Annotated in this window: 17 protein-coding genes; 4 read left to right on the plus strand and 13 right to left on the minus strand. The window is 66.5% G+C overall.

What is annotated here, in order from left to right:
- Window positions 1-57: 57 nt before the first annotated feature.
- Window positions 58-279 carry a hypothetical protein gene (locus F7R26_RS34215; RefSeq protein WP_150993159.1) on the plus strand — a complete coding sequence of 74 codons (222 nt, stop codon included), beginning with the start codon at window positions 58-60 and terminating at the stop codon, window positions 277-279.
- A gap of 234 nt (window positions 280-513) precedes the next feature.
- Here F7R26_RS34215 and F7R26_RS34220 read toward each other — a convergent pair whose 3' ends face one another.
- From F7R26_RS34220 to F7R26_RS34250, 7 genes are all read right to left on the minus strand, one after another.
- Window positions 514-1,533 carry a Bug family tripartite tricarboxylate transporter substrate binding protein gene (locus tag F7R26_RS34220; RefSeq protein WP_150993157.1) on the minus strand — a complete coding sequence of 340 codons (1,020 nt, stop codon included), beginning with the start codon at window positions 1,531-1,533 and terminating at the stop codon, window positions 514-516.
- Between the two features lie 125 nt (window positions 1,534-1,658).
- Complete coding sequence (locus F7R26_RS34225) at window positions 1,659-2,390, minus strand: SDR family NAD(P)-dependent oxidoreductase (protein WP_150993155.1); 732 nt, start codon at window positions 2,388-2,390, stop codon at window positions 1,659-1,661.
- Window positions 2,391-2,613: 223 nt separating this feature from the next.
- Window positions 2,614-3,816, minus strand: coding sequence for a 3-oxoadipyl-CoA thiolase (gene pcaF / locus F7R26_RS34230; protein WP_150993153.1), 1,203 nt, complete (start codon window positions 3,814-3,816; stop codon window positions 2,614-2,616).
- A gap of 96 nt (window positions 3,817-3,912) precedes the next feature.
- The gene (locus F7R26_RS34235; RefSeq protein ID WP_043357060.1) at window positions 3,913-4,560 is read right to left on the minus strand and encodes a 3-oxoacid CoA-transferase subunit B; all 648 of its coding nucleotides are present in this window, start codon (window positions 4,558-4,560) and stop codon (window positions 3,913-3,915) included.
- 20 nt (window positions 4,561-4,580) lie between these two features.
- Window positions 4,581-5,264 (minus strand): 3-oxoacid CoA-transferase subunit A, encoded by a 684-nt coding sequence (locus tag F7R26_RS34240; RefSeq protein WP_043357062.1) that lies wholly within the window; start codon window positions 5,262-5,264, stop codon window positions 4,581-4,583.
- 395 nt (window positions 5,265-5,659) lie between these two features.
- Window positions 5,660-8,737: an AAA family ATPase gene (locus F7R26_RS34245; protein ID WP_193692211.1), complete on the minus strand. Its 3,078-nt coding sequence runs from the start codon at window positions 8,735-8,737 to the stop codon at window positions 5,660-5,662.
- Complete coding sequence (locus F7R26_RS34250; protein ID WP_150991500.1) at window positions 8,734-9,879, minus strand: exonuclease SbcCD subunit D; 1,146 nt, start codon at window positions 9,877-9,879, stop codon at window positions 8,734-8,736. Before F7R26_RS34250 ends, F7R26_RS34245 begins: the two co-directional genes overlap by 4 nt.
- Window positions 9,880-10,092: 213 nt before the next feature.
- Between F7R26_RS34250 and F7R26_RS34255 the strand changes: the two genes are divergently transcribed.
- Window positions 10,093-10,437: a NirD/YgiW/YdeI family stress tolerance protein gene (locus tag F7R26_RS34255; protein ID WP_150991503.1), complete on the plus strand. Its 345-nt coding sequence runs from the start codon at window positions 10,093-10,095 to the stop codon at window positions 10,435-10,437.
- Between the two features lie 81 nt (window positions 10,438-10,518).
- On the opposite strand, the gene F7R26_RS34260 is transcribed toward F7R26_RS34255, so the two are convergent.
- Entirely contained in the window at window positions 10,519-11,508 is a 990-nt protein-coding gene (locus F7R26_RS34260; RefSeq protein WP_150991506.1) for a Bug family tripartite tricarboxylate transporter substrate binding protein, read from the minus strand.
- Between the two features lie 401 nt (window positions 11,509-11,909).
- Between F7R26_RS34260 and F7R26_RS34265 the strand changes: the two genes are divergently transcribed.
- Window positions 11,910-12,767 carry a helix-turn-helix domain-containing protein gene (locus tag F7R26_RS34265; protein WP_241754642.1) on the plus strand — a complete coding sequence of 286 codons (858 nt, stop codon included), beginning with the start codon at window positions 11,910-11,912 and terminating at the stop codon, window positions 12,765-12,767.
- 72 nt (window positions 12,768-12,839) lie between these two features.
- A complete protein-coding gene (locus F7R26_RS34270) occupies window positions 12,840-13,166 on the plus strand; it encodes a hypothetical protein (protein WP_150991512.1) in 327 nt (108 codons plus the stop codon).
- A gap of 33 nt (window positions 13,167-13,199) precedes the next feature.
- Here the strand turns inward: F7R26_RS34270 and F7R26_RS34275 are convergent, their stop codons facing one another.
- The 5 genes from F7R26_RS34275 to F7R26_RS34295 form a co-directional block, all read right to left on the minus strand.
- Window positions 13,200-14,570, minus strand: a complete 1,371-nt coding sequence (locus F7R26_RS34275; RefSeq protein ID WP_150991515.1) for a sigma 54-interacting transcriptional regulator — start codon at window positions 14,568-14,570, stop codon at window positions 13,200-13,202.
- Window positions 14,571-14,608: 38 nt separating this feature from the next.
- The gene (locus F7R26_RS34280; RefSeq protein ID WP_150991518.1) at window positions 14,609-16,330 is read right to left on the minus strand and encodes a TadG family pilus assembly protein; all 1,722 of its coding nucleotides are present in this window, start codon (window positions 16,328-16,330) and stop codon (window positions 14,609-14,611) included.
- Complete coding sequence (locus F7R26_RS34285; protein WP_150991521.1) at window positions 16,327-16,686, minus strand: DUF3613 domain-containing protein; 360 nt, start codon at window positions 16,684-16,686, stop codon at window positions 16,327-16,329. Before F7R26_RS34285 ends, F7R26_RS34280 begins: the two co-directional genes overlap by 4 nt.
- A 77-nt stretch (window positions 16,687-16,763) precedes the next feature.
- The gene (locus F7R26_RS34290; RefSeq protein WP_241754643.1) at window positions 16,764-17,519 is read right to left on the minus strand and encodes a tetratricopeptide repeat protein; all 756 of its coding nucleotides are present in this window, start codon (window positions 17,517-17,519) and stop codon (window positions 16,764-16,766) included.
- A gap of 131 nt (window positions 17,520-17,650) precedes the next feature.
- Window positions 17,651-18,682, minus strand: coding sequence for a type II secretion system F family protein (locus F7R26_RS34295; protein ID WP_150991524.1), 1,032 nt, complete (start codon window positions 18,680-18,682; stop codon window positions 17,651-17,653).
- Window positions 18,683-18,686 lie beyond the last annotated feature (4 nt).

Below are 18,686 nucleotides of genomic sequence, written 5' to 3' on the forward strand. Positions count from 1 at the left end.
CTGTTGCCGGTTCTCGGCCACGGCACAGCCATGCCAGTCATTCACCAGGAGTGGTCCATGCCAGGACGAACAGATTTCGCCGAAGACCGGGATGTCCCGTGGGAGGCCGATGGGCCCCAAGCTACCAACCAGCCCGCGTCGGCTACAACGATGCCCGTGTACTACCGCCTGCCGGATACGCCGGACGGGCACCATATCAAGGAGTACGCCAGCGGCTTGCGCCAGCTGGTGCGTTTCGTGGGCGTGGAAGAACAGGTTGTCAAGTACAGCCTGGCCTGACGGCCGATGCGCGGCGTGCGCCGCGCATCGTCTCCTGCCAATGTTTCCTCCTGTCTCCTCCTGCCCTGTGTGTGGGCCAGGATTGGGCCCGCAACCTACCGCGGGCTTTTTTCTGTCCTGAGCGCGTCCACACGTCAAGCGCACGTAAAAAGGCCGGCCCCGAAGGGCCGGCCTTTTTTTGCTGCCATCGGCCCGGGCCAGAAGTCCGGGCCGGGGCAACCGTGCGGGAATCGATCAGTCCACCGTGGCGCCCGAAGCCTTCACCACCTTGGCCCACTTGGCGGTCTCGGTCTTCATGAAAGCGGCCAGTTCGGCCGGCTTCTCGGGATGCGGCTCCGCGCCCTGGTCGGCCATCTGCTTCTTCACTTCCGGCATGGCCAGGATCTTCACCACTTCCGCATTCAGGCGATCGACGATCGGCTGCGGCGTGCCGCCGGTGGCATACAGCGCGAACCAGGAAGTCGCTTCATAGCCCGGCACGCCGGATTCAGCCACGGTCGGCACGTTCGGCAGTGCCGGCGAGCGCTTGGCCGAGGTCACGGCGATGGCGCGCAGCTTGCCGGCCTTCACGTGCGGGTACGACGACGGCATGTTGTCGAACATCAGGCCGATCTGGTTACCCAGCAGGTCGTTGACCGCCGGGGCGCTGCCCTTGTACGGGATGTGCTGGATATGCAAGCCCGTCATCGAGTTGAACAACTCGCCCGACAGGTGCATCGACGAGCCGCTGCCCGACGAACCGTACGACAGCTTGTCCGGGTTGGCCTTGACGTAGGCGATCAGTTCCTTGACGTTGTTGACCGGCACCTTGGGGTTCACCACCACGATGTTCGGCACCATCGCCACGCGCGAGATCGGCGCGAAATCCTTGACCGGATCGAACGGCAGCTTGGAATAAAGCGACTGGTTGATGGCGTGGGTACCGATGGTGCCCATGAACAGGGTGTAGCCATCGCCCGGAGCCTTGGCCGCGATCGATGCGCCGATATTGCCGCCCGCGCCCGGACGGTTGTCGATCACCACCGGCTGGCCGAGCGCCTTGCCCAGTTGCAGGCCGACGATGCGCGCCAGGATGTCGGTGGTGCCGCCGGCCGAGAACGGCACGATCATGGTGATCGGCTTGGTCGGGTAGTTGCCTTGCGCGTAGGCCGCGCTGGTCATGCCGCCGAAGGTGGCGGCCAATGCCACACCGGCAGCCAGCAGGCGACGACGCGCGCTGTTGTGCGGGGTGCGAGCTTGGGAATGGGATTTCATGTTTGCTCCAGGATAAATCGCGGTAAGCCCGCGCTTGTGGCGCGGGTCATCTTTTTTAGTTTTCTACGGACTAAATACTGCGGCGTGATGACGGGTGCGCGTTTTGCGCCGGTCACGCCGTGGGACTACACGGGTGCGACGCCGAGGGTGGTGCCGCCGCACACATAAAGCACCTGGCCGGTCACGAAACCGTTCTCCGGCGACAGGAAGAACATCGAGGCGCGAGCCACGTCTTCCGGCGTGCCCATGCGCTTGACCGCGATGCTGGCGAGGATCCGCTTGGTCTGCTCGCTGCCTTCGGGGTTGCTCTTGCGGAACAGGTCGGTAGCAATCGGGCCGGGCGCCACGGCATTGACCGTGATGCCGTCGCCGCCGAGTTCCATCGCGAGCGTGCGGGTCATGCCGATCAGGCCGGCCTTGGTGGCGGAATACACCACGCGTTCCGGCTTGCCCAGCGCCGCGCGCGAAGCCATGTTCACGATGCGGCCAAAGCGTGCCGCGCGCATTGCGGGCAGGCAGGCCTGGGTCAGCAGCAGGGTGGCTTGCAGGTGCAGGCCAACCACGTAGTCCAGGTCTTCTACGCTTGCCGTGTCGGCCGTGCCGGGGCGGGTGGCGCCGGCATTATTGACCAGCCGGGTCACGGCAAAGCGCGAGCTCACCTGCTCGGCCGCGGCGCGGGTCGCGTCGGCATTGGTCAGGTCGGCCTGGACAAATGTCATGTTGGGATGGGACCAGGCGGGGGCGACATAGTCGACATTGACCACCTGGGTCACGCCATCGGCCAGCAGCATTTCGCTGATGGCGCGGCCGATACCGGAACTGGCGCCGGTAACGAGCGTGGCAACGGGAAGGGACATCACATACTCCGACCGGCAAGGGGCACCGGGTCATGCTGAAGAGGATGCGACGAGAGCCGGCGAGCCAGTCGGCCCTGTCGCGCTGCTTCTTTGCGTTGGGAAACTTCATCAGCCTGCACTTCCACCATGTACTAACGGCAGCCGCGCGGCATTCTTTAGCGCACGGCGCCCGCGAGCCGAAACCCGCGGGCGCCCAGGCGTCAAACGGTCAGGCAGCTGACGATCAGACGCGCTCGATCACCATGGCGATGCCCTGGCCCACGCCGATGCACATCGTGCACAGCGCGTAGCGGCCGCCGGTGCGGTGCAGCTGGTACATGGCGGTGGTGACCAGGCGGGCACCGCTCATGCCGAGCGGGTGGCCCAGCGCGATCGCGCCGCCATTCGGGTTGACGCGTGCGTCGTCGTCGGCCACGCCGAGTTCGCGCAGCACGGCCAGGCCTTGCGCGGCGAACGCTTCGTTCAGCTCGATCACGTCCATCTGGTCAATGGTCATGCCGAGTTGCTTGAGCAGCTTTTGCGAAGCCGGTGCCGGGCCGATGCCCATCACGCGCGGCGCCACGCCGGCGGTTGCCATGCCGACGATGCGAGCCTTGGGCGTCAGGCCGTGCTGGCGGGCCGCAGCTTCGCTGGCGAGCAGGATGGCGCAGGCGCCATCGTTCACGCCCGAGGCATTGCCGGCGGTCACGGTGCCGTCGGCGCGAACCACGCCGCGCAGCTTGCCCAGCGCTTCCATGCTGGTGGCACGCGGGTGTTCGTCGCGCTCCACCACCAGCGGGTCACCCTTCTTCTGGGCGATCGTCACGGCGGTGATTTCCTGCGCCAGCGTGCCGTCGGCTTGCGCCCGCGATGCCTTTTCCTGGCTGCGCAAGGCCATCAGGTCCTGGTCTTCGCGGCTGATCTTGTAGTCCGTGGCGACGTTCTCGGCGGTCTCGGGCATCGAGTCCACGCCGTAAGCCGCGCGCATCGCCGGGTTGATGAAGCGCCAGCCGATGGTGGTGTCGAAAATCTGCGCATCGCGCGAGAAGGCGCTGGTGGCCTTGCCCATCACGAACGGGGCGCGGCTCATGCTTTCCACGCCACCGGCGAGCATCAGGCCGGCTTCGCCGGACTTGATCGCGCGCGCGGCGGTGCCGGTAGCGTCCATGCCAGAGCCGCACAGGCGGTTGATGGTGGCGCCCGGCACGCTTTGCGGCAGGCCGGCCAGCAGCAGCGACATGCGCGCTACGTTGCGGTTGTCTTCGCCGGCCTGGTTGGCATTGCCGTAGATCACGTCGTCAATGGCGGACCAGTCCAGGTTCGGGTTGCGTGCCATCAGGGCCTTGAGCGGCACCGCGCCCAGGTCGTCCGGGCGAACGCCGGACAGGCTGCCGCCGTAGCGGCCGATGGGGGTACGGATGGCGTCGCAGATGAAGGCTTCGGTCATGGTTGTCTCTCTTGCTTGTTCGTGATCGTGAAATCGGGAGGCTTGCAAGCGTGCTCGCCGGGGCTGGCCCCGGCGGTCAGGCCAACACTCAGGCACTCAGGCAGAAGCGCCCTGCTTGAGCGGCACGCCGGTCAGGCGTTGCAGTTCGTCGAAGGACAGGCCTTCGACCAGGTCGCGCGCCACCAGCCCGTCAGGCGTGACGTCGATGGTGGCCAGATCGGTGTAGATGCGCGTGACGCAGGTCATGCCGGTCAGCGGATACGTGCATTCCGCCACGATCTTGCTCTCGCCCTGCTTGGTCTGGTGTTCCATCATCACGAACACCTCCTTGGCGCCAATCGCCAGGTCCATCGCGCCGCCCACGGCAGGAATCGCGCCCGGCGCGCCGGTATGCCAGTTGGCCAGGTCGCCCTTCACCGAGACCTGGAAAGCCCCCAGCACGCAAAAGTCGAGGTGGCCGCCGCGCATCATGGCGAAGGAATCGGCATGGTGGAAATACGAGCCGCCCGGCTTGATCGTGACCGGCTGCTTGCCGGCGTTGATCAGGTCGCCGTCTTCTTCGCCGGCGGGGGGTGCCTTGCCCATGCCGAGCAGGCCGTTCTCGCTGTGCAGCAGGATTTCACGGTCGGCCGGCAGGTGATTGCCAACCAGGGTGGGCAGGCCGATGCCGAGATTGACCACGGCACCGTCGGGAATGTCTTTGGCCACGCGGGCGGCCATCTGATCGCGGGTCAGGCGTTGCATATTCTGGATCTCCTTGGCGCTCAGGCGGCGGCCTGGCTGGCGCCGTCGACCTTGACGACGCGCTTGACGAACAACCCCGGGGTCACGATGTGTTCCGGGTCCAGCTCGCCGAGTTCGACGATCTCGCTGACCTGCACGATGGGGCATTTGGCGGCCATCGCCATGATGGGGCCGAAGTTGCGCGCGGTCTTGCGGTAGGTCAGGTTGCCCCAGCGGTCGGCGCGCAGCGCCTTGATCAGGGCGAAGTCGGCATGGATGGGCGTCTCGTAGACGTAGCCCTGGCCGTCGATGATGCGGGTTTCCTTGCCCTCGGCCAGCGGCGTGCCATAGGCGGTGCGGGTGAAAAAGCCGCCGATGCCGGCGCCGGCGGCGCGGATGCGCTCGGCCAGGTTGCCCTGCGGCACCAGTTCCAGCTCGATCTTGCCGGCGTGGTACAGCGAATCGAAGACGTAGGAATCGGCCTGGCGCGGGAAGGAGCAGATGATCTTGCGCACGCGCTCGGTCTTGAGCAGCGCGGCCAGCCCGGTGTCGCCGTTGCCGGCGTTGTTGTTGACGATGGTGAGGTCGCGGGCGCCCTGGGCGATGAGGGCATCGATGAGCTCCGCCGGCATGCCTGCCATGCCGAAGCCGCCGATCAGGATGGTGGCGCCGTCCTGGATATCGGCCATGGCCGATTCCACCGAGTCGAATAGCTTGTTGATCACTTGCGTTCCAGTTCCGAGAGTCCGGACGAACTATCCGGAACCGGCCGCCAAGGAGGGAAATCAGGCGGCGCGCAAACGCTGTCTCCGGACAGTCCTGCCGGAAGAGCCATCCGGCTTGGGCGCCCTCCGCTTGCAAAAGGCGCACCGCCGGAAACGAATCCAACAGACTTTGGTGTTTCTTATTATTGTGGTTTGTTCTAATTGCGAACTTCAATTCGCAGAATGAACAGGTTACACCCCCTGTCCGCGGGTGGTCAAGGCGCCGGCAAATCGCTTGTGCGTTAGCCGGCCACAACCGTAGGGCAGTTGAAAGCTAGCTTGCCAACGGGGCCACGGCGGCCAGGAACATCGAGCAGCTTACGCTCTTCAGGCCCTGCTGAGGTGGCCCCGGGCCGCTACGGCAATTGCAGCTCCGCCCGGCTGCCGCCGGCCCCGGCACGGATCTCCAGGCGCACATCGATGCGCTCGCGCAGCTCGGCCACGTGGGAAATGATGCCCACCAGCCGCCCGGCATGCTGCAGGTCGATGAGTGTTCGGATGGCAAAGTCCAGGCTCTCGGGATCGAGCGTGCCGAAGCCCTCGTCGACAAACAAGGTATCGAGCTGGATCCCGCCCGCGCGCGACTGCACCACATCGGCCAGCCCCAGCGCGAGCGAGAGCGAGGCCAGGAAGCCCTCGCCTCCGGACAAGGTGTTGGCCGGGCGCGCCATGCCGGTGTCGTGGTCGAACACCTCCAGGTCCAGGCCGCCAGCGGTGCGCTGGTCGCCCTGCTGGCGCACGCGCTGCAGCTCGTACCGGTTGCGGCTCATGCGCATCAGCCGCAGCGAGGCCGCTTCCAGCACCTCGTCGAGCAAGGTGGCCAGCACGAAGCGCTGGAATGTCATGCGGCGCGGATTGTTGCCGTTGGCCACTTCGGCCAGGCGGCCGAGCACCGCGTAGCTGCGCTCGATGTCCGCGCCCTTGCTGGCCAGCGCATCCAGCCGCTGCTGGCACTGCAGCAGGTTCTCGCGGCTGCGGTGCAGGTCGGCCTGCTGCCGGACCAGCGCCTCGAGCGCGCCGGCGGCATCCGCCTGCGCCTGGCGCAGCGCGCCAAGATCCGGCGGGGCAAGGTCGCGCGCAGCGATCGCGGCGCGCTCGCGGCGATCGCCGGCCGCGGCCAGGTCGAGGTCGAAGCGATTGACCTGGGCTTCGGCCTGCTCCATCTGCACGCCCGGCATGCGCGCCTCGGCATAGGCCTGGCGGGAGACAAAGCCGGCTTGCCCCAGCGCGCTCGCGAATGCGGCGCCCGCCTGCGTCTCCCGCTTTGCGTGGGTAGCGAGGCTCGCTTGGGCGGCGGCTTGCGCGGCCAGGGCCGCTGCCAGCCCCACGCCGGCCTGCTTGTCGGCCGCCTGCGCGGCGGCCAGTGCGGCTTCGCGCGCGGCAAGGTCCTGGCGTGCCTGTGCCAGCGCAGCGGTGAGCCGCTCCGGCTCGCGCCGGTCCGGCGGCACCTGCGTGCTGGCGGCCTGCCATTCGCCCTGGAGCTTGGCGTGACGCTGACCCGCAACCTGCACAGCGGCCTCGGCGGCGCGAATGGCCGCCTCCGCTGCCGTGAGGGCGGCTTGCTGCCGCTCAACTTCCGCGGCCAGCGGCTGGCAACGGCCGGCGGCCGCCTCTGCCGCCTGTTGCTGCTGGCGCAGCGCCTGGATGGCGCCGGCGAGCTGCTGCCTGGCCGCCGCCGGGTCTTGCGCGGCGCCGTCGGGCATGCCCACCGCTCCCGCCGCTTCGCGCATTTCATCCAGTTGTTCCTGCCGGTGCGTGGCGGCCAGCAACGCACCCTGCGCGCGGCTGGCCGCGGCCTGCGCCGCCTGGTCGGCAAGCCGTGCGGCCTCGCGGGCCAGGTCCAGTGCCTCGTCGGAGACCGGCGCATCGACGTGCCGCGCCAGTTGCGGGTGCGCGGTGCTCCCGCAGACAGCGCATGCCTGTCCATGCTGCAAGCCGGCAGCCAGCCGCGCGGCTTGCCCGGCCCGCCAGGCCTGCTCCGTCTCGCGCAGGCGCAGCAGGCTTGCCGCCTGCTGCTTGGCGGCTTGCTGCGCGGCGAGCTGGTCGGCGTCGGCCTGGCGGCGCGCTTGCTCGCACAGCGCCAGCGTGGCGGCGTATTTGTCGAGCGTGGTTGCCTGCTGCGCCAGGCCGGCCTGCTTGAGCTGGATTGTCTCCAGCCCGCGCGCGCCTTCCTGCGCCTGCGCCAGGCCGGCCTCGGCCTGGCGCAACGTGGCGGTGACTTGCTGTTGCGCCTGCAGCGCCCCGGCATGGGCCGCGCCCGCTTGCGCCTGCTGGTGTGCTGCAGCCTCCAACTCCTGCTGCAGCAGGCCGAGCCGCTGTGCCTGCGGCAACATGGCCTCCAGCTCCGTCACTTGTTTTTGCGCCGCCTGGCGCTCGCCGGCACGGGCCGCTTCGGCCTCAAGCCCCGCCGCGGCGGTGGCCGAGACGGCGGCGCACTCGGCAGACCGCGCGCTTGCCGCGGCCAGCGCTTGCTGTGCCTGCTGGTGTTCCTGCACGGCCTGCCCCAGATGCTGCTCGAACGGCTGCACCTGCATGGCACGGCGTGCGGCCTGCAACCGCTGGCGCTGCGCCTCCATCTCGGGGCGCTGCGCCATCAGCGCGGCATGGGCCGCCTCGGTATCGCGCTGCTCCCGCAGGCGGGTATCCGTCTGCTCGCCCTGCCGGGTTGCCAGTGTGGCCGCCTCCAGCACGGTACGCGCGGCCACATCGCGCTGCTGCAGTTCGGCCAACTGGGCCTGCAACCCCGCAGCCTGCGCCCGCAGCGCGTCCACGGACTCCAGTTGATACTGCTGCAGCAACGCCGTCTGCTCGATGCGCAGGCGCTCGGCTTCCTGGCGGATGCCGGCCGCCTGCCCCTTGAGCAGTTCCTCCACGCGCCGGTACAGCTCGGTGCGGAACAGTCGCTCGAGGATGGCCTGGCGGCTCTTGGAATCCGCCGTGAGCAATTCGCGAAAGCGCCCCTGCGGCAGCACGATCACCTGGCGGAACTGGCTGCTGTCAAAGCCCAGCAGGTTGCGCACAAAGTCATCGACCTTGTTGGGCTGGCTCGCCTTGCTGGTCCAGCCCGCGTCGCCCATGACATCAAGCTGGGCCTTGGGCGTTTCCTTGACGGTGCCCTCGCCACGCAGCTTCGGCCGCTCCTGCGCGGGCGAACGCGTGGCCAGGTAGCGCTGGCCACCCAGGCTGAACTCGAACGTCACCTCCGTGCGCAGGGCAGGATCGGCGTTGGCGCTGCGCATGTCCTGCGCACTGCGCTCGCCGCCGGAGGTGTCGCCGTAGAGCGCAAAGCAGATCGCGTCGAGCAGGGTGGTCTTGCCCGCGCCGGTGGGGCCGTGGATCAGGAAGAAAGCCCGCTCCCCGAGCCGGGTGAAGTCGATTTCCTCGCTGGCGGCGAACGGGCCGAAGGCTTGCAGTTTCAGGCGCAGCGGTCTCATGCGGACTCCCGGTCTGCGCGGGCAATGCCCTCAAGCACCTGGTCGAGCACGCGGCGCTTGTCTTCGTCCAGCTCTTCGTCCGCCACCTCCTTGAAGAAGTTGGCGAACAGCTCGCCGGTATCGAGCTGACGCAGGCGCTGGCCCGCCGCCCCGGCCTCGCCCGTGCGCGCCAGCACGGCGCGCTCGATGGCGAGCGCATTGGGATAAGCCTGGCGCAGGCGCGCCATCGGATCGAGCAAGGCGCCATTGTCGGTCAACACCGCGTGGATGTAGTCATCGCGCCGCGGGTCTGCCGCGCCTTGCGCCAGCAGGTCGGCCAGTTGCCCTTCGACGATGCGCAGGTCGCGCCGGGGCGACAGCGCAATCGGCTCGATGCTGACCGCGCCATCGGCCGCCAGCTCGATCATCGAGACCGACTTGGCATGCGTGACTTCGGACAGCGAGTACTTCAGCAAGGAGCCGGCGTAGTGGATGCGCTGGCTGAAGGTCTGCGGGCGATGCAGGTGACCAAGCGCGACCAGGTCGAAGCCGTCGAACACGCTGGCGGCAACGGCGCCGCTGCCGCCAACCGACAGGGGCCGCTCGGATTCGCTGGCCTCGCCACCGATCACGAAAGCGTGGGCCACCACCACTGAGCGCGCCTGCGCCGGATGGCTGGCGCGGATCGCGTCCAGGCGCGCCGCCAACGCGGCCTCGTGCCCGGGCAGTTCCATGTCGAAGGCGTCGCGCACGGTTGCGGGCTCGGCATAGGGCAAGGCGTAGATCCGTACTTCGCCATGGGCATCGGACAAGGTCACGCAGGTGGCATCGCGCTCGGTGATGCCGGCCACGTGCAAACCCTGCGCCGTCAACAGCCGCGCGCCGAAACCTAGCCGCTGGGCGCTGTCGTGATTGCCCGCGATCATCACCACCGGAATGCCGGCCTCCACCACGATGCGGGCCAGCACGTCGTCCAGCAGCGCCACGGCCTCGGGCGGCGGCACCGCGCGGTCATACACGTCGCCGGCGATCAGCACCGCATCCGGCCGGCGCTCGCGCACCAGCGCAACGAATTGGTCAAGCACCCAGGCCTGGTCTTCAAGCAGGCTGCGCGCATGGAATACGCGCCCGAGATGCCAGTCGGCAGTGTGAAGAAAACGCAATGTGAATCCCTAGCAGTGTGTGGACGGCCCGCAGCGGACCGCGGCGGCAAGCGCCATCATAACGTTGCCCAGCCGTCATTCAGCTTCGGTTCAGCCGGCACTCTCCACAATAGGCGCCGAGCCAGTGCAAAAGCACCGCCTCCGGCACTACGGGCTGGCCAGGTTGCCGCCCCCCCCAGCCGCTATGTTTCAACCAGACCTGAGAGAGAAACCATGAAACGCATCCTGATCGCGGCAGCACTGACGGCTACGGCCGCATTGGCACAAGCACAGTACGTGGGCCCAACCACGGTTCCAACGACCACCGTCAAGGCGTTGACGGAGCAAGGCAAGGATGACCAGCACGCCGTGCTTCGCGGACAGATCATCAGCGGCGTAGGCCACGAGCTTTACCAGTTCGACGACGGCACCGGCCAGATCCGGATCAAGATCGACAAAAAGCTGTGGCCTGCCGGAAAGCCGGTGGACGCAACCACCAAAGTGGAACTGCTGGGCGAATACGACAAGCAGCTCTTCGGCGACTCCAAGTTCAAGGTCAAGCAGATCCGCATTCTTTGATGCACGGCGCTAAAACGGCGATGCCCGGGCCGTAAGCACCCGGGCATCGCCGTACTGACGTCTGGAAGCCTGGATTCCGGATTATTCCTGGATATTGGCTTCGCTCACGATCTTGCGGTACGACTCGGTTTCCTTGGCAATGAAGCTGCGAAACGCGGCGGCGTCCTTGGCATCGATATCGACACCCGATTCGGACAGCTTGCTCTTCACTTCCGGCGCGTTGATGGCGCGAGCCAGTGCGTCCGTCAGCTTGTCGGTCACCGCCTTGGGCGTGTTGGCCGGCGCGAACAAGCCAAACCACAGGCGCATGTCCACATTGGCCAGGGTCTTGTTCTCTGCCAGTGCCGGGATATTGGGCGCGGCATGCGAGCGCGTGGCCGAGGTCACGCCAATCGCTTGCAGCTTGCCCGACTTGATCTGCGGCAGCGCCGTCGACAGCACCAGCACGCCCAGCTCGATCTGGTTTGCCATCAGGTCGGCGATGGCCGGCGCGCCGCCCTTGTACGGCACGTGGGTCATATCAACCTTGCTGGCGCCGCGGATCAGCTCTCCCGACAGATGCAGCGGCGTGCCGATGCCCGAGGTGCCGTAGTTCACCGGCTTCTTGCTCTTGGCCAGCGCCAGGAAACCCGCCACGCCCTGGATGCCGGAATGCGCGCCGGACACCAGCACCATGGGCTGCGAGCCCACCATGCGCAAGGGCACGAGATCCCGCTGGCCGTCGTACTTGATCTTCGGGTTGGTCAGCTTGGCGATCGAGATTTCGCTGTTGGAACCCAGCAGCAACGTATAGCCGTCGGCTGGCGCATTGATGGTCTTGAGCGCGCCGATGGTGCCGCTGGCGCCCGGCGCATTGTCCACCACCACCGATACACCCAGGTCCTGGCCAAGGCGCTGGCTTAGCACGCGCGCCACCAGGTCGTTGCTGCCGCCGGCGGCATAGGGCACGACGATGGTAATGGGCCGGTCCGGATAGCCGGCGGCCTGGGCAGGCGCTACGGCCAGGGTCAGCGTGGCGGTCGTAACGATCGTGACGGCGGCGGACAGCGCCGTGGCGAGGGACTTCTTCATCGGATTCCTTTTTCTGGCGCCTGAGGCGCTCCTTTGGTGTGGCAAGCGTGATGCGGGAAACCAGCGGATTGCCGGCCTCATGATGCGGATCGCAATATACATGCCATCCAAAAAACTAGCCAAGTCTCGTTTACGAGACTGTACGCGCATTAACGCCGTCGTCATGCACCACAATCGGGCATCAAAGGCATATTGATGCACAAAATGCGGTGGATCCGGATCATGCGGCTGTGATGGGTATATCGTCCGGAGGCACGGATGCCTTGAACGCGGGGAAGCGCGGCGGCATGGCGTTCCGACACGATGCTTCTCTCGCCATCCGGCCACGGCCCATGCTAGGATGGGCCTTGTCTTCTTTTTGAGATTCCCCGAGGATGGACGCTCCGCTCGCTGCCGGCCCAATGGTTGATTTCGTTGAAATCGGCAATCGCCTGCGCGCGTACCGTCTGGGCGCGGGGATGCGCGCGGAAGCCATCGCCGAACAGCTCGGCGTATCGCGGGCCGCGATCTATCGCATGGAAAAGGGTGACATCGTCAAGATCGAGACCCTTGGCCGACTCGCCCAGTTGCTCGGCACCTCGCTGGCTTCCATGCTGGGGGTCGAGTCCGAGTACTACTCCTCGGCCGTGGCGTATATCGAGCGCATGCGCCAGCTCGAGCATGGCGCAACGCGCATCCTGGCCCATTTCGAACCGATCTCCTACCTGCTGACCTCGCCCGATTACGCCGGCCACCTGCGCCAGATGCTGGCGGAGAGCCCGCAGCCGGCGCCAGCCGCAACCATCGACGCCTTGCTGGACCTGCTGGAAGAGCGCAAGCAATCGTTCGCGCGCAGCGTGCCGCCCATCACCAGCCTGATCGACCTGCGCTCGCTGGAGCGCTTCGTGCATTTTGGCCTGGTGGGACGGCTGGACCTCCCGCCCGCGGTGCGCATGGAGCGCTCGCTGGCAGCCCGGCGCGAGATCGAGCGCGTGATCGACCTGCTGGACGCGCAGCCCATCGGCCTGCAGATCGGCATCGTCGACGGCAGCATGCCCAACGTGACCTTCCAGGTCTTCGAGCGGCCCGGCAAGGCATATGTGGCCACCAGCCCATTTCGTTTCGGCGAATTTCCCAACGTGTCCACCGGCATCGCCACCGTGACCGCAGCGCCCGAGGCGGTACGGCTTTACACCACCATGGTCAATGACCTATGGCAACGCGCCTACAAGGGGCGCGATGGCGCCGCGCTGCTGCGGCGCATGTTGAACAGCGTATGAGCGGGCGCGATCCGCCATGCAGCCATTTTCATTTGATCTACCGAACCCGTTTTCACTAACCGATATTGCGCCATGACGCTTGAAACCACCCTCCAGCAATTCCAGGATTCGCTCCCCGGCACCGACGCTTTCGTGACGGTGAAGAAAGCCACGCGCGAGCTGATCGACACCGACCCCGCACACGCCGCGGCCTACTTCCTGCTGTACGGCTTCGCGCGCTCGTACGTGCTGCTGTACGAGGACCAGGCAGTGACCATGGACTTTGCCGAAGCCGCCAAGCAGGAACTGCTCGGCTACATGCAAGGCATTGCGCGCACGCTGCACGGCGAGAGCGCCGCGCTGCTGGCGGAAATGAACCGCATCGTCAGCGCTTACCAGGGCGGCAAGAAGACGTTCTGAGGCGCAGCGCCCCCGTGCCATGACGGGGACAATTCACGCCGGCTCGGCCTCGTTGTCGGCGATCTGGAACTTGCGCATCTTCTCCCACAGCACCTTGCGGCTGATGCCCAGGCTGGCCGCCGTGTCCTGGCGCCGCCAGCTATTGGCATCCAGCGCGGCCACAATGCGGCGGCGCTCCTCGGTCTCGCCGCGCCAGTCGGCCGTGCGCTCGCTGCTATCGAACGCACCCGGGCGCAGGCTGCGGAACAAAGGCCGGATCCGCGCCTCGTCCCAATGCCCGGTCTGCTGCACGGTAATGCCGATGCGCTCAGCCAGGTTGCGCAGCTCGCGCACATTCCCCGTGAAGAACGCCGTGCCCACCGCACCTTTGAGCCAGTCAGGCACGGGCGGCAATGCGTCCAGGCCTGAGGCCCCGAGCATCTGCTTGAGGAACGACACCAGCAACGCCACCTTATCGACGGCGCCCCGCTCCTCCAGGCTGGGCAGCCGCAGCTCGATCACCGCCAGCCGGAAGTACAGGTCCGCACGGAAGCGGCCCTGCGACACGGCCTCGCGCAGATCCTTGTTGGTGGCCGCGACCAGGCGGAAATCCAGCTTGACCGGCATGGTCGAGCCCAGCCGGGTCAGCGCGCTCTCCTCCAGCACGCGCAGCAGCTTGACCTGCTGGAACAGCGGCAGGTCACCGATTTCATCCAGGAACAGCGTGCCGCCGTTGGCCTGCTCGAAGAAGCCGCGGTGCGCAAACATGGCGCCGGTAAACGCGCCCTTGGCATGGCCGAAGAACTGCGACTCGAACAAGCCATCGGGAATCGCTCCGCAATTCACGGCAACGAACGGCCCCTTGCCATAGATGTTGTTGCGCTCGTGAAAGCGCCGCGCGATCCGCTCCTTGCCCGCGCCGGTCTCGCCATACAGCATCACGTTGCTGTTGAAATCCGCGAAGGTCTCCACCTGCGACAGGAACTGCTGCATGGCGGGCGACTCCGCCACCAGATCCGCCACCGCGTTTGCCGGCTCGGCTGTCGCCAGCAACTGCGGCAGCAGCTTGCCGATCTGGTTGCGCAGGTCAGGCCCCGTGAAATCGTCGGCCAAGATATGCGCATACTCGGCGGGAAAGCGCCCCGGATCCGTCTCGCGCCCCGGCGCCGCCACCCACACCACGGGCATGCCGTGGGCGGCTTCCCAGTCCAGCGCGGTGAACTTCGCCGCGCCGATCACCGAGACACTGATGACCGCCACGCACGGCTTGAGCCGCGGCTCCGCGGGCAAGGCCTCCAGCGCGCCGGCGCGAATCACGTCCACGCCGAGCGGCGACAGGAAGCGCGACACACGATCGGCAATGTCAGACTTGCCTTCCCATACATATACTTCAAGGCTCTCGTAAGCCCAGCGATCTGTCTTCATCTGTCTTCCGCCGTATAGCGATTAGCCTGCTGCATGGCTCAGAACACCAGCTCGGCGTTGTTGCAGTCGATTCCTTGCATCCAGATGTCGGCGTAGCCTAGCTGGATGCCTAATGCGGCTAGTAATGGGACCAGCACGGGGTCAAGCCCTGAGAGCAATGAGGCGAGGAGATCCGCTAGCGGCAATGGAACCGTCACGATATCAATCCCGAGCAACCTGACGACGATATCCAGGTTCAGGTTACGCAGGACATCTCTGACCACCCCACTTAGTGGCTGCGGGGTCCCGACCCGGATCGACGTACCTGGCGCCATGTTGACTGTCGTACTGTTGACACCAACCGTACCAGTTTGCGGACTGCCGCTGGCGATGATCCTCACCCCCGTGCCGAAAGCCAAGGTATCGATTAATGTGACAGGTCCGGACGCGCAGCCACTGCCTGAGGCCGCGGCAAGGCATGCCTTGACCAAGCCTGTGTTCACCCCCAATGTGGCACGGCAATCCGCCTTTGCGGCCGCACACTGAATGCCTTGCAATGAGGCCGTGGCCGCCGCGACTTCGACGTAGAGTGGCAGGTTTATGCCGACGCCCACCAGGCTGAGCACGTTGATATTGACCCCGAGATCGAGTCGCAACCCCACCTGCGCCGTGTGCGCGGTGGTTTGCCAGACTCCGGGGCTAAGCTGGCGCGCCGGCCCTACGGCCATCACGGGCGGCTGCACGACATATAGCTGCGCACCGATATTGGTCAGGCCCGCCACATTAATCTGAGGCAACTTCACCTGAATCGCCGAATTGCCATTGGCGACCTGCGCCCCGAGCATCAGCAACTGCGCCACGTTCAGCGCCACGTCAGCCGCTGACGACGCCGCCGGCGCCAGCACACCCAGGTTCAGCAACTGGCCCAGTCCCACGTTGGCCTTGACCCCGCTCAACCCAAGTTGCGTGGGCGGACTGCCCAGCGCCGCGGACAGCAGCGAATCCTTGCCGGCCGCGCCCAGCACGAGCGCATAGAACTGCTGGATCGACAGCGATGTCTTCAGCAAGTCGTCAATGGTGCCGACACCCAGCTTCAAGCGCAGCTGGTCGAGCGTGACATTGGCGTTGAGCAAGCCTTGCCAGTCCAAAACGGACAGCTGCACCGAGGTCCCCAGCAAACTGCTGAGCACACTGCTACCGGTGTTGACATCCAGCAACCCGCTACCGACCGAAAACGACGCCACCGGCGGGCTCGCATTGGCAATCGCCTCCGCGCGCAACTGGCGCGACGCGCTGCCGGGAATCATGAACAGGATCGGCACGGACTGGGTCACGACCACCTGCACCGCGTTTGCCGACAGCTTGGTGGTGTCGTAGCCAGCGTTGAAATGCCGTGCGGTGTCGCTCCCGGTGCTGTAAGCCGGATCCCAAACGCCCAGGCAGACACGCATGCCATCGGCATCGCTGCTGCCCGCAGCACTGCAATTGGCGGTCGCCGTGCCGGCGTAGTCATTCTGCGCGCCAGCCGATTGCGTGGCGCTCAGCACATTGGCCGACACCGTGGCGGCGGCCGCGGCTTGCTTGAGCTGCTGCGCGCCGGCCAGTGCGGCCATGTCGGCGATCTTTTGCAACTGGCGCTGCCGGTAGAACACATGGCCGACATCGATCGACACCAGCGAACCGATCGCAACCGTCGCCAGCAGCAGGGCGCCAAGCACGCCGATGGCACCGCGCTGCCCGCGTCGGCGCCCGGCGACGAGAGGCGAGCGGCAGCCAATCATCGACCAGCCACTCCCTGGCTTGCGCCGCCGCCGGAGCCATTTTTCGATCCCGCCTGGCCCGTGTAGAACTCGGGGATCGGATAGGTGAAAGTCGCCATATAGCGCTGGTAGGACAGGGCTGCCTGCTCCCCATGCAAGACCTGCAGCTCGCCAGCCTGGGCGCCACTGCGCTGGATCTCGAGGATGCCACGGGTATGCGGGCCAACCTCTTGCCGGGCCGGTCGCACCGACGGCGTGGCCGGTGCATCGGTCTGGGCCTCGGCGGGGAAGGCGCCCAACCCGAGCATGGCGATCGCAAGCGCCAGTCCGCCGCGGCGGGCATGGCCACGCAGGCTTCTTGTTCCGGTCTGGTTCATGGAAATCTCCTGGGTTGGTGCCGTCGGCGCGGACACCGGGTATCGGGTATTGCGAGGTTGTGCCATCCGGCGATCTCTCATGGCGTGGCCTGGATGATGTCGGTCAGGCGCTGATGGTTCGGGCCGGGTGTCCCGGCGGCGGCAAGCCGGGCCGATTGTGGCGCGGTCTGCGCCACGGCCTGCTGCGCGGCAACGCGTTCGCGTTGCGTGCTCGCGCGCCGGACCCGCTCTGCTTCCTGCAACACCGCCTTGCGCGTTGCCTCGGGCAGGCCGGCCCGCTGCATCAGCGACGCCGCCTGGTCACGCTTGCCGTCGGCTGCGAGCCAGACCGCCGCGTTGCTCACCACGCGCGGGTTTTTGCCATCGAGCTGCAGGGCCTGCATCACCGGCACGCGCGCCTCGGGCAACGCACCCGTGCGCATCAACGCGTAGCCAAGGTCATTGGCCACCTGCGCGTTGGTGGGATCTGCGCCGGCTGCCAATTGAAACGCTGTCGCGGCAGCAGCAAAGTCGTTCCTGCGCCCGGCGATCAGGCCCAGGCCGTGGTAAGCCCGCGCCTGCACCGCAGTGCCGGCCAGGCTGCGATAAGCCTGCTCGGCAGCGGCATCCTGATTGGTCTCGCGCAACGCGTCCGCGCGCATGAGCGTCATCGCCGGCGACGCGCCGAAGCGCCTCTCGTAGACGTCGATATGCGCGAGCGACGCGAAGTACAGGCCTTCTTCCTGCATCTTGCCGATCAGGCCGAGGTAGACCGATTTATCGTCATAGATGGCCCGGTCCTGCTTGTCGCGCAGCTTGGACAGCTCCACCTGGGCATCGGCCTGATCGCTCATGCGTGTGGCCAGGCTGGTACCACAGCCGGATAGCACGGTCAGGGCCAGCACAGACCCCAGCGCAGTTGAAGAGTGCGCGAGCCAACGCGATCGATATCTCGTCTTGCTTCCTGCGCGCTTGTCTTGCTTGTTCATTTCGATCCCCCCGACATATGCGCCAGCATTCTTATCACGCCCAAAAAGCCTGGTCCGGCCGTGATGATCAGCAATACCGGCAGCATGGTCACCACCATGACAGCAGTCATCTTCACGGTCAGCTTCCCCACCTGTTCTTTCATGCGCGCCTTGCGCGATTCCTGCAGGCGCAGGCCGAATTGCCGCAGCGGCTCCTGGACGGCCCCGCCGAATCGATCCACCTGGCTCAGCATGGTGATCAGGCTTTTCAGGTCCTCGCTGTCGAACAACTTCCCGATGCGCTGGAGCGTCTGGTCGCGCGACCGGCCCGAGGCAAACTGCTGGTTGGCACGCATCAGCTCTGGGCCAAGCACGCGCAGCATGCTGCCGAACTCCGCCACGATCACCTGCAGGCTCTGATCGATCGACAACCCCACACCCTGCAGCAGGCGCAGCATGTCGACCAGCACGGGCAACTCATCCTCCAGGCGCAACATGCGGCTGCTGGCCCGGCGCTGCAGCGCCCATTTCGGCGCCAGGAAAAACACCGCGAACGTGACGAAGGCCCACGTCATTGCGCCCATCATCGATGTGGGCAAACGCCATGCAAAGACCCCCACCGCCAACGCCGCCGGTAATGACAGGCGCAGCCCCCCAAATATGGCCCGTGCCTTGTCGCCGTAAAAGCCACACTGCTCAAGCAATCGCTGTTCTTCGCCCGTCACCACGGCCTTGCCCAAAGGCGACTCAAGCCAACGCTGGTCAAAGCGCTTGCTAAGCTGGCTGCCCAGCCGCGCGCCAATGCGAGCGCCGGCACCTTGGACCGCGGCAGCATTGGCAGCATTGGCAGCACTGGCGGCGCTGGGCGGAGCCGTGGCGGGAGCATCCGGTACAACAGCAGCGGCGGCCGCCTGTCGCGAGAGCGCAGCGTCGATGGTGCGCTCGGCGCGGTGACGTTGCCGCCATTGCGCCACCAGCGGCAAGGCCAGCGCGGCCAGCCCGATGGCCGCCGCGCATAGGCTCAGCGAGATCAAGGTAGTGCTATCCATGGTC

It is taken from the genome of Cupriavidus basilensis, assembly GCF_008801925.2.
In the GTDB taxonomy this organism is placed as follows: Bacteria; Pseudomonadota; Gammaproteobacteria; order Burkholderiales; family Burkholderiaceae; genus Cupriavidus; species Cupriavidus basilensis.

Excerpts from the sequence above, each read along its gene's own strand:
- F7R26_RS34215 (WP_150993159.1), top strand. The coding sequence starts at position 58 with ATGCCAGGACGAACAGATTTCGCCGAAGACCGGGATGTCCCGTGGGAG.
- F7R26_RS34220 (WP_150993157.1), bottom strand. The coding sequence starts at position 1,533 with ATGAAATCCCATTCCCAAGCTCGCACCCCGCACAACAGCGCGCGTCGT.
- F7R26_RS34225 (WP_150993155.1), bottom strand. The coding sequence starts at position 2,390 with ATGTCCCTTCCCGTTGCCACGCTCGTTACCGGCGCCAGTTCCGGTATC.
- pcaF (WP_150993153.1), bottom strand. The coding sequence starts at position 3,816 with ATGACCGAAGCCTTCATCTGCGACGCCATCCGTACCCCCATCGGCCGC.
- F7R26_RS34235 (WP_043357060.1), bottom strand. The coding sequence starts at position 4,560 with ATGCAACGCCTGACCCGCGATCAGATGGCCGCCCGCGTGGCCAAAGAC.
- F7R26_RS34245 (WP_193692211.1), bottom strand. The coding sequence starts at position 8,737 with ATGAGACCGCTGCGCCTGAAACTGCAAGCCTTCGGCCCGTTCGCCGCC.
- F7R26_RS34255 (WP_150991503.1), top strand. The coding sequence starts at position 10,093 with ATGAAACGCATCCTGATCGCGGCAGCACTGACGGCTACGGCCGCATTG.
- F7R26_RS34260 (WP_150991506.1), bottom strand. The coding sequence starts at position 11,508 with ATGAAGAAGTCCCTCGCCACGGCGCTGTCCGCCGCCGTCACGATCGTT.
- F7R26_RS34265 (WP_241754642.1), top strand. The coding sequence starts at position 11,910 with ATGGTTGATTTCGTTGAAATCGGCAATCGCCTGCGCGCGTACCGTCTG.
- F7R26_RS34270 (WP_150991512.1), top strand. The coding sequence starts at position 12,840 with ATGACGCTTGAAACCACCCTCCAGCAATTCCAGGATTCGCTCCCCGGC.
- F7R26_RS34275 (WP_150991515.1), bottom strand. The coding sequence starts at position 14,570 with ATGAAGACAGATCGCTGGGCTTACGAGAGCCTTGAAGTATATGTATGG.
- F7R26_RS34280 (WP_150991518.1), bottom strand. The coding sequence starts at position 16,330 with ATGATTGGCTGCCGCTCGCCTCTCGTCGCCGGGCGCCGACGCGGGCAG.
- F7R26_RS34285 (WP_150991521.1), bottom strand. The coding sequence starts at position 16,686 with ATGAACCAGACCGGAACAAGAAGCCTGCGTGGCCATGCCCGCCGCGGC.
- F7R26_RS34290 (WP_241754643.1), bottom strand. The coding sequence starts at position 17,519 with ATGAGCGATCAGGCCGATGCCCAGGTGGAGCTGTCCAAGCTGCGCGAC.
- F7R26_RS34295 (WP_150991524.1), bottom strand. The coding sequence starts at position 18,682 with ATGGATAGCACTACCTTGATCTCGCTGAGCCTATGCGCGGCGGCCATC.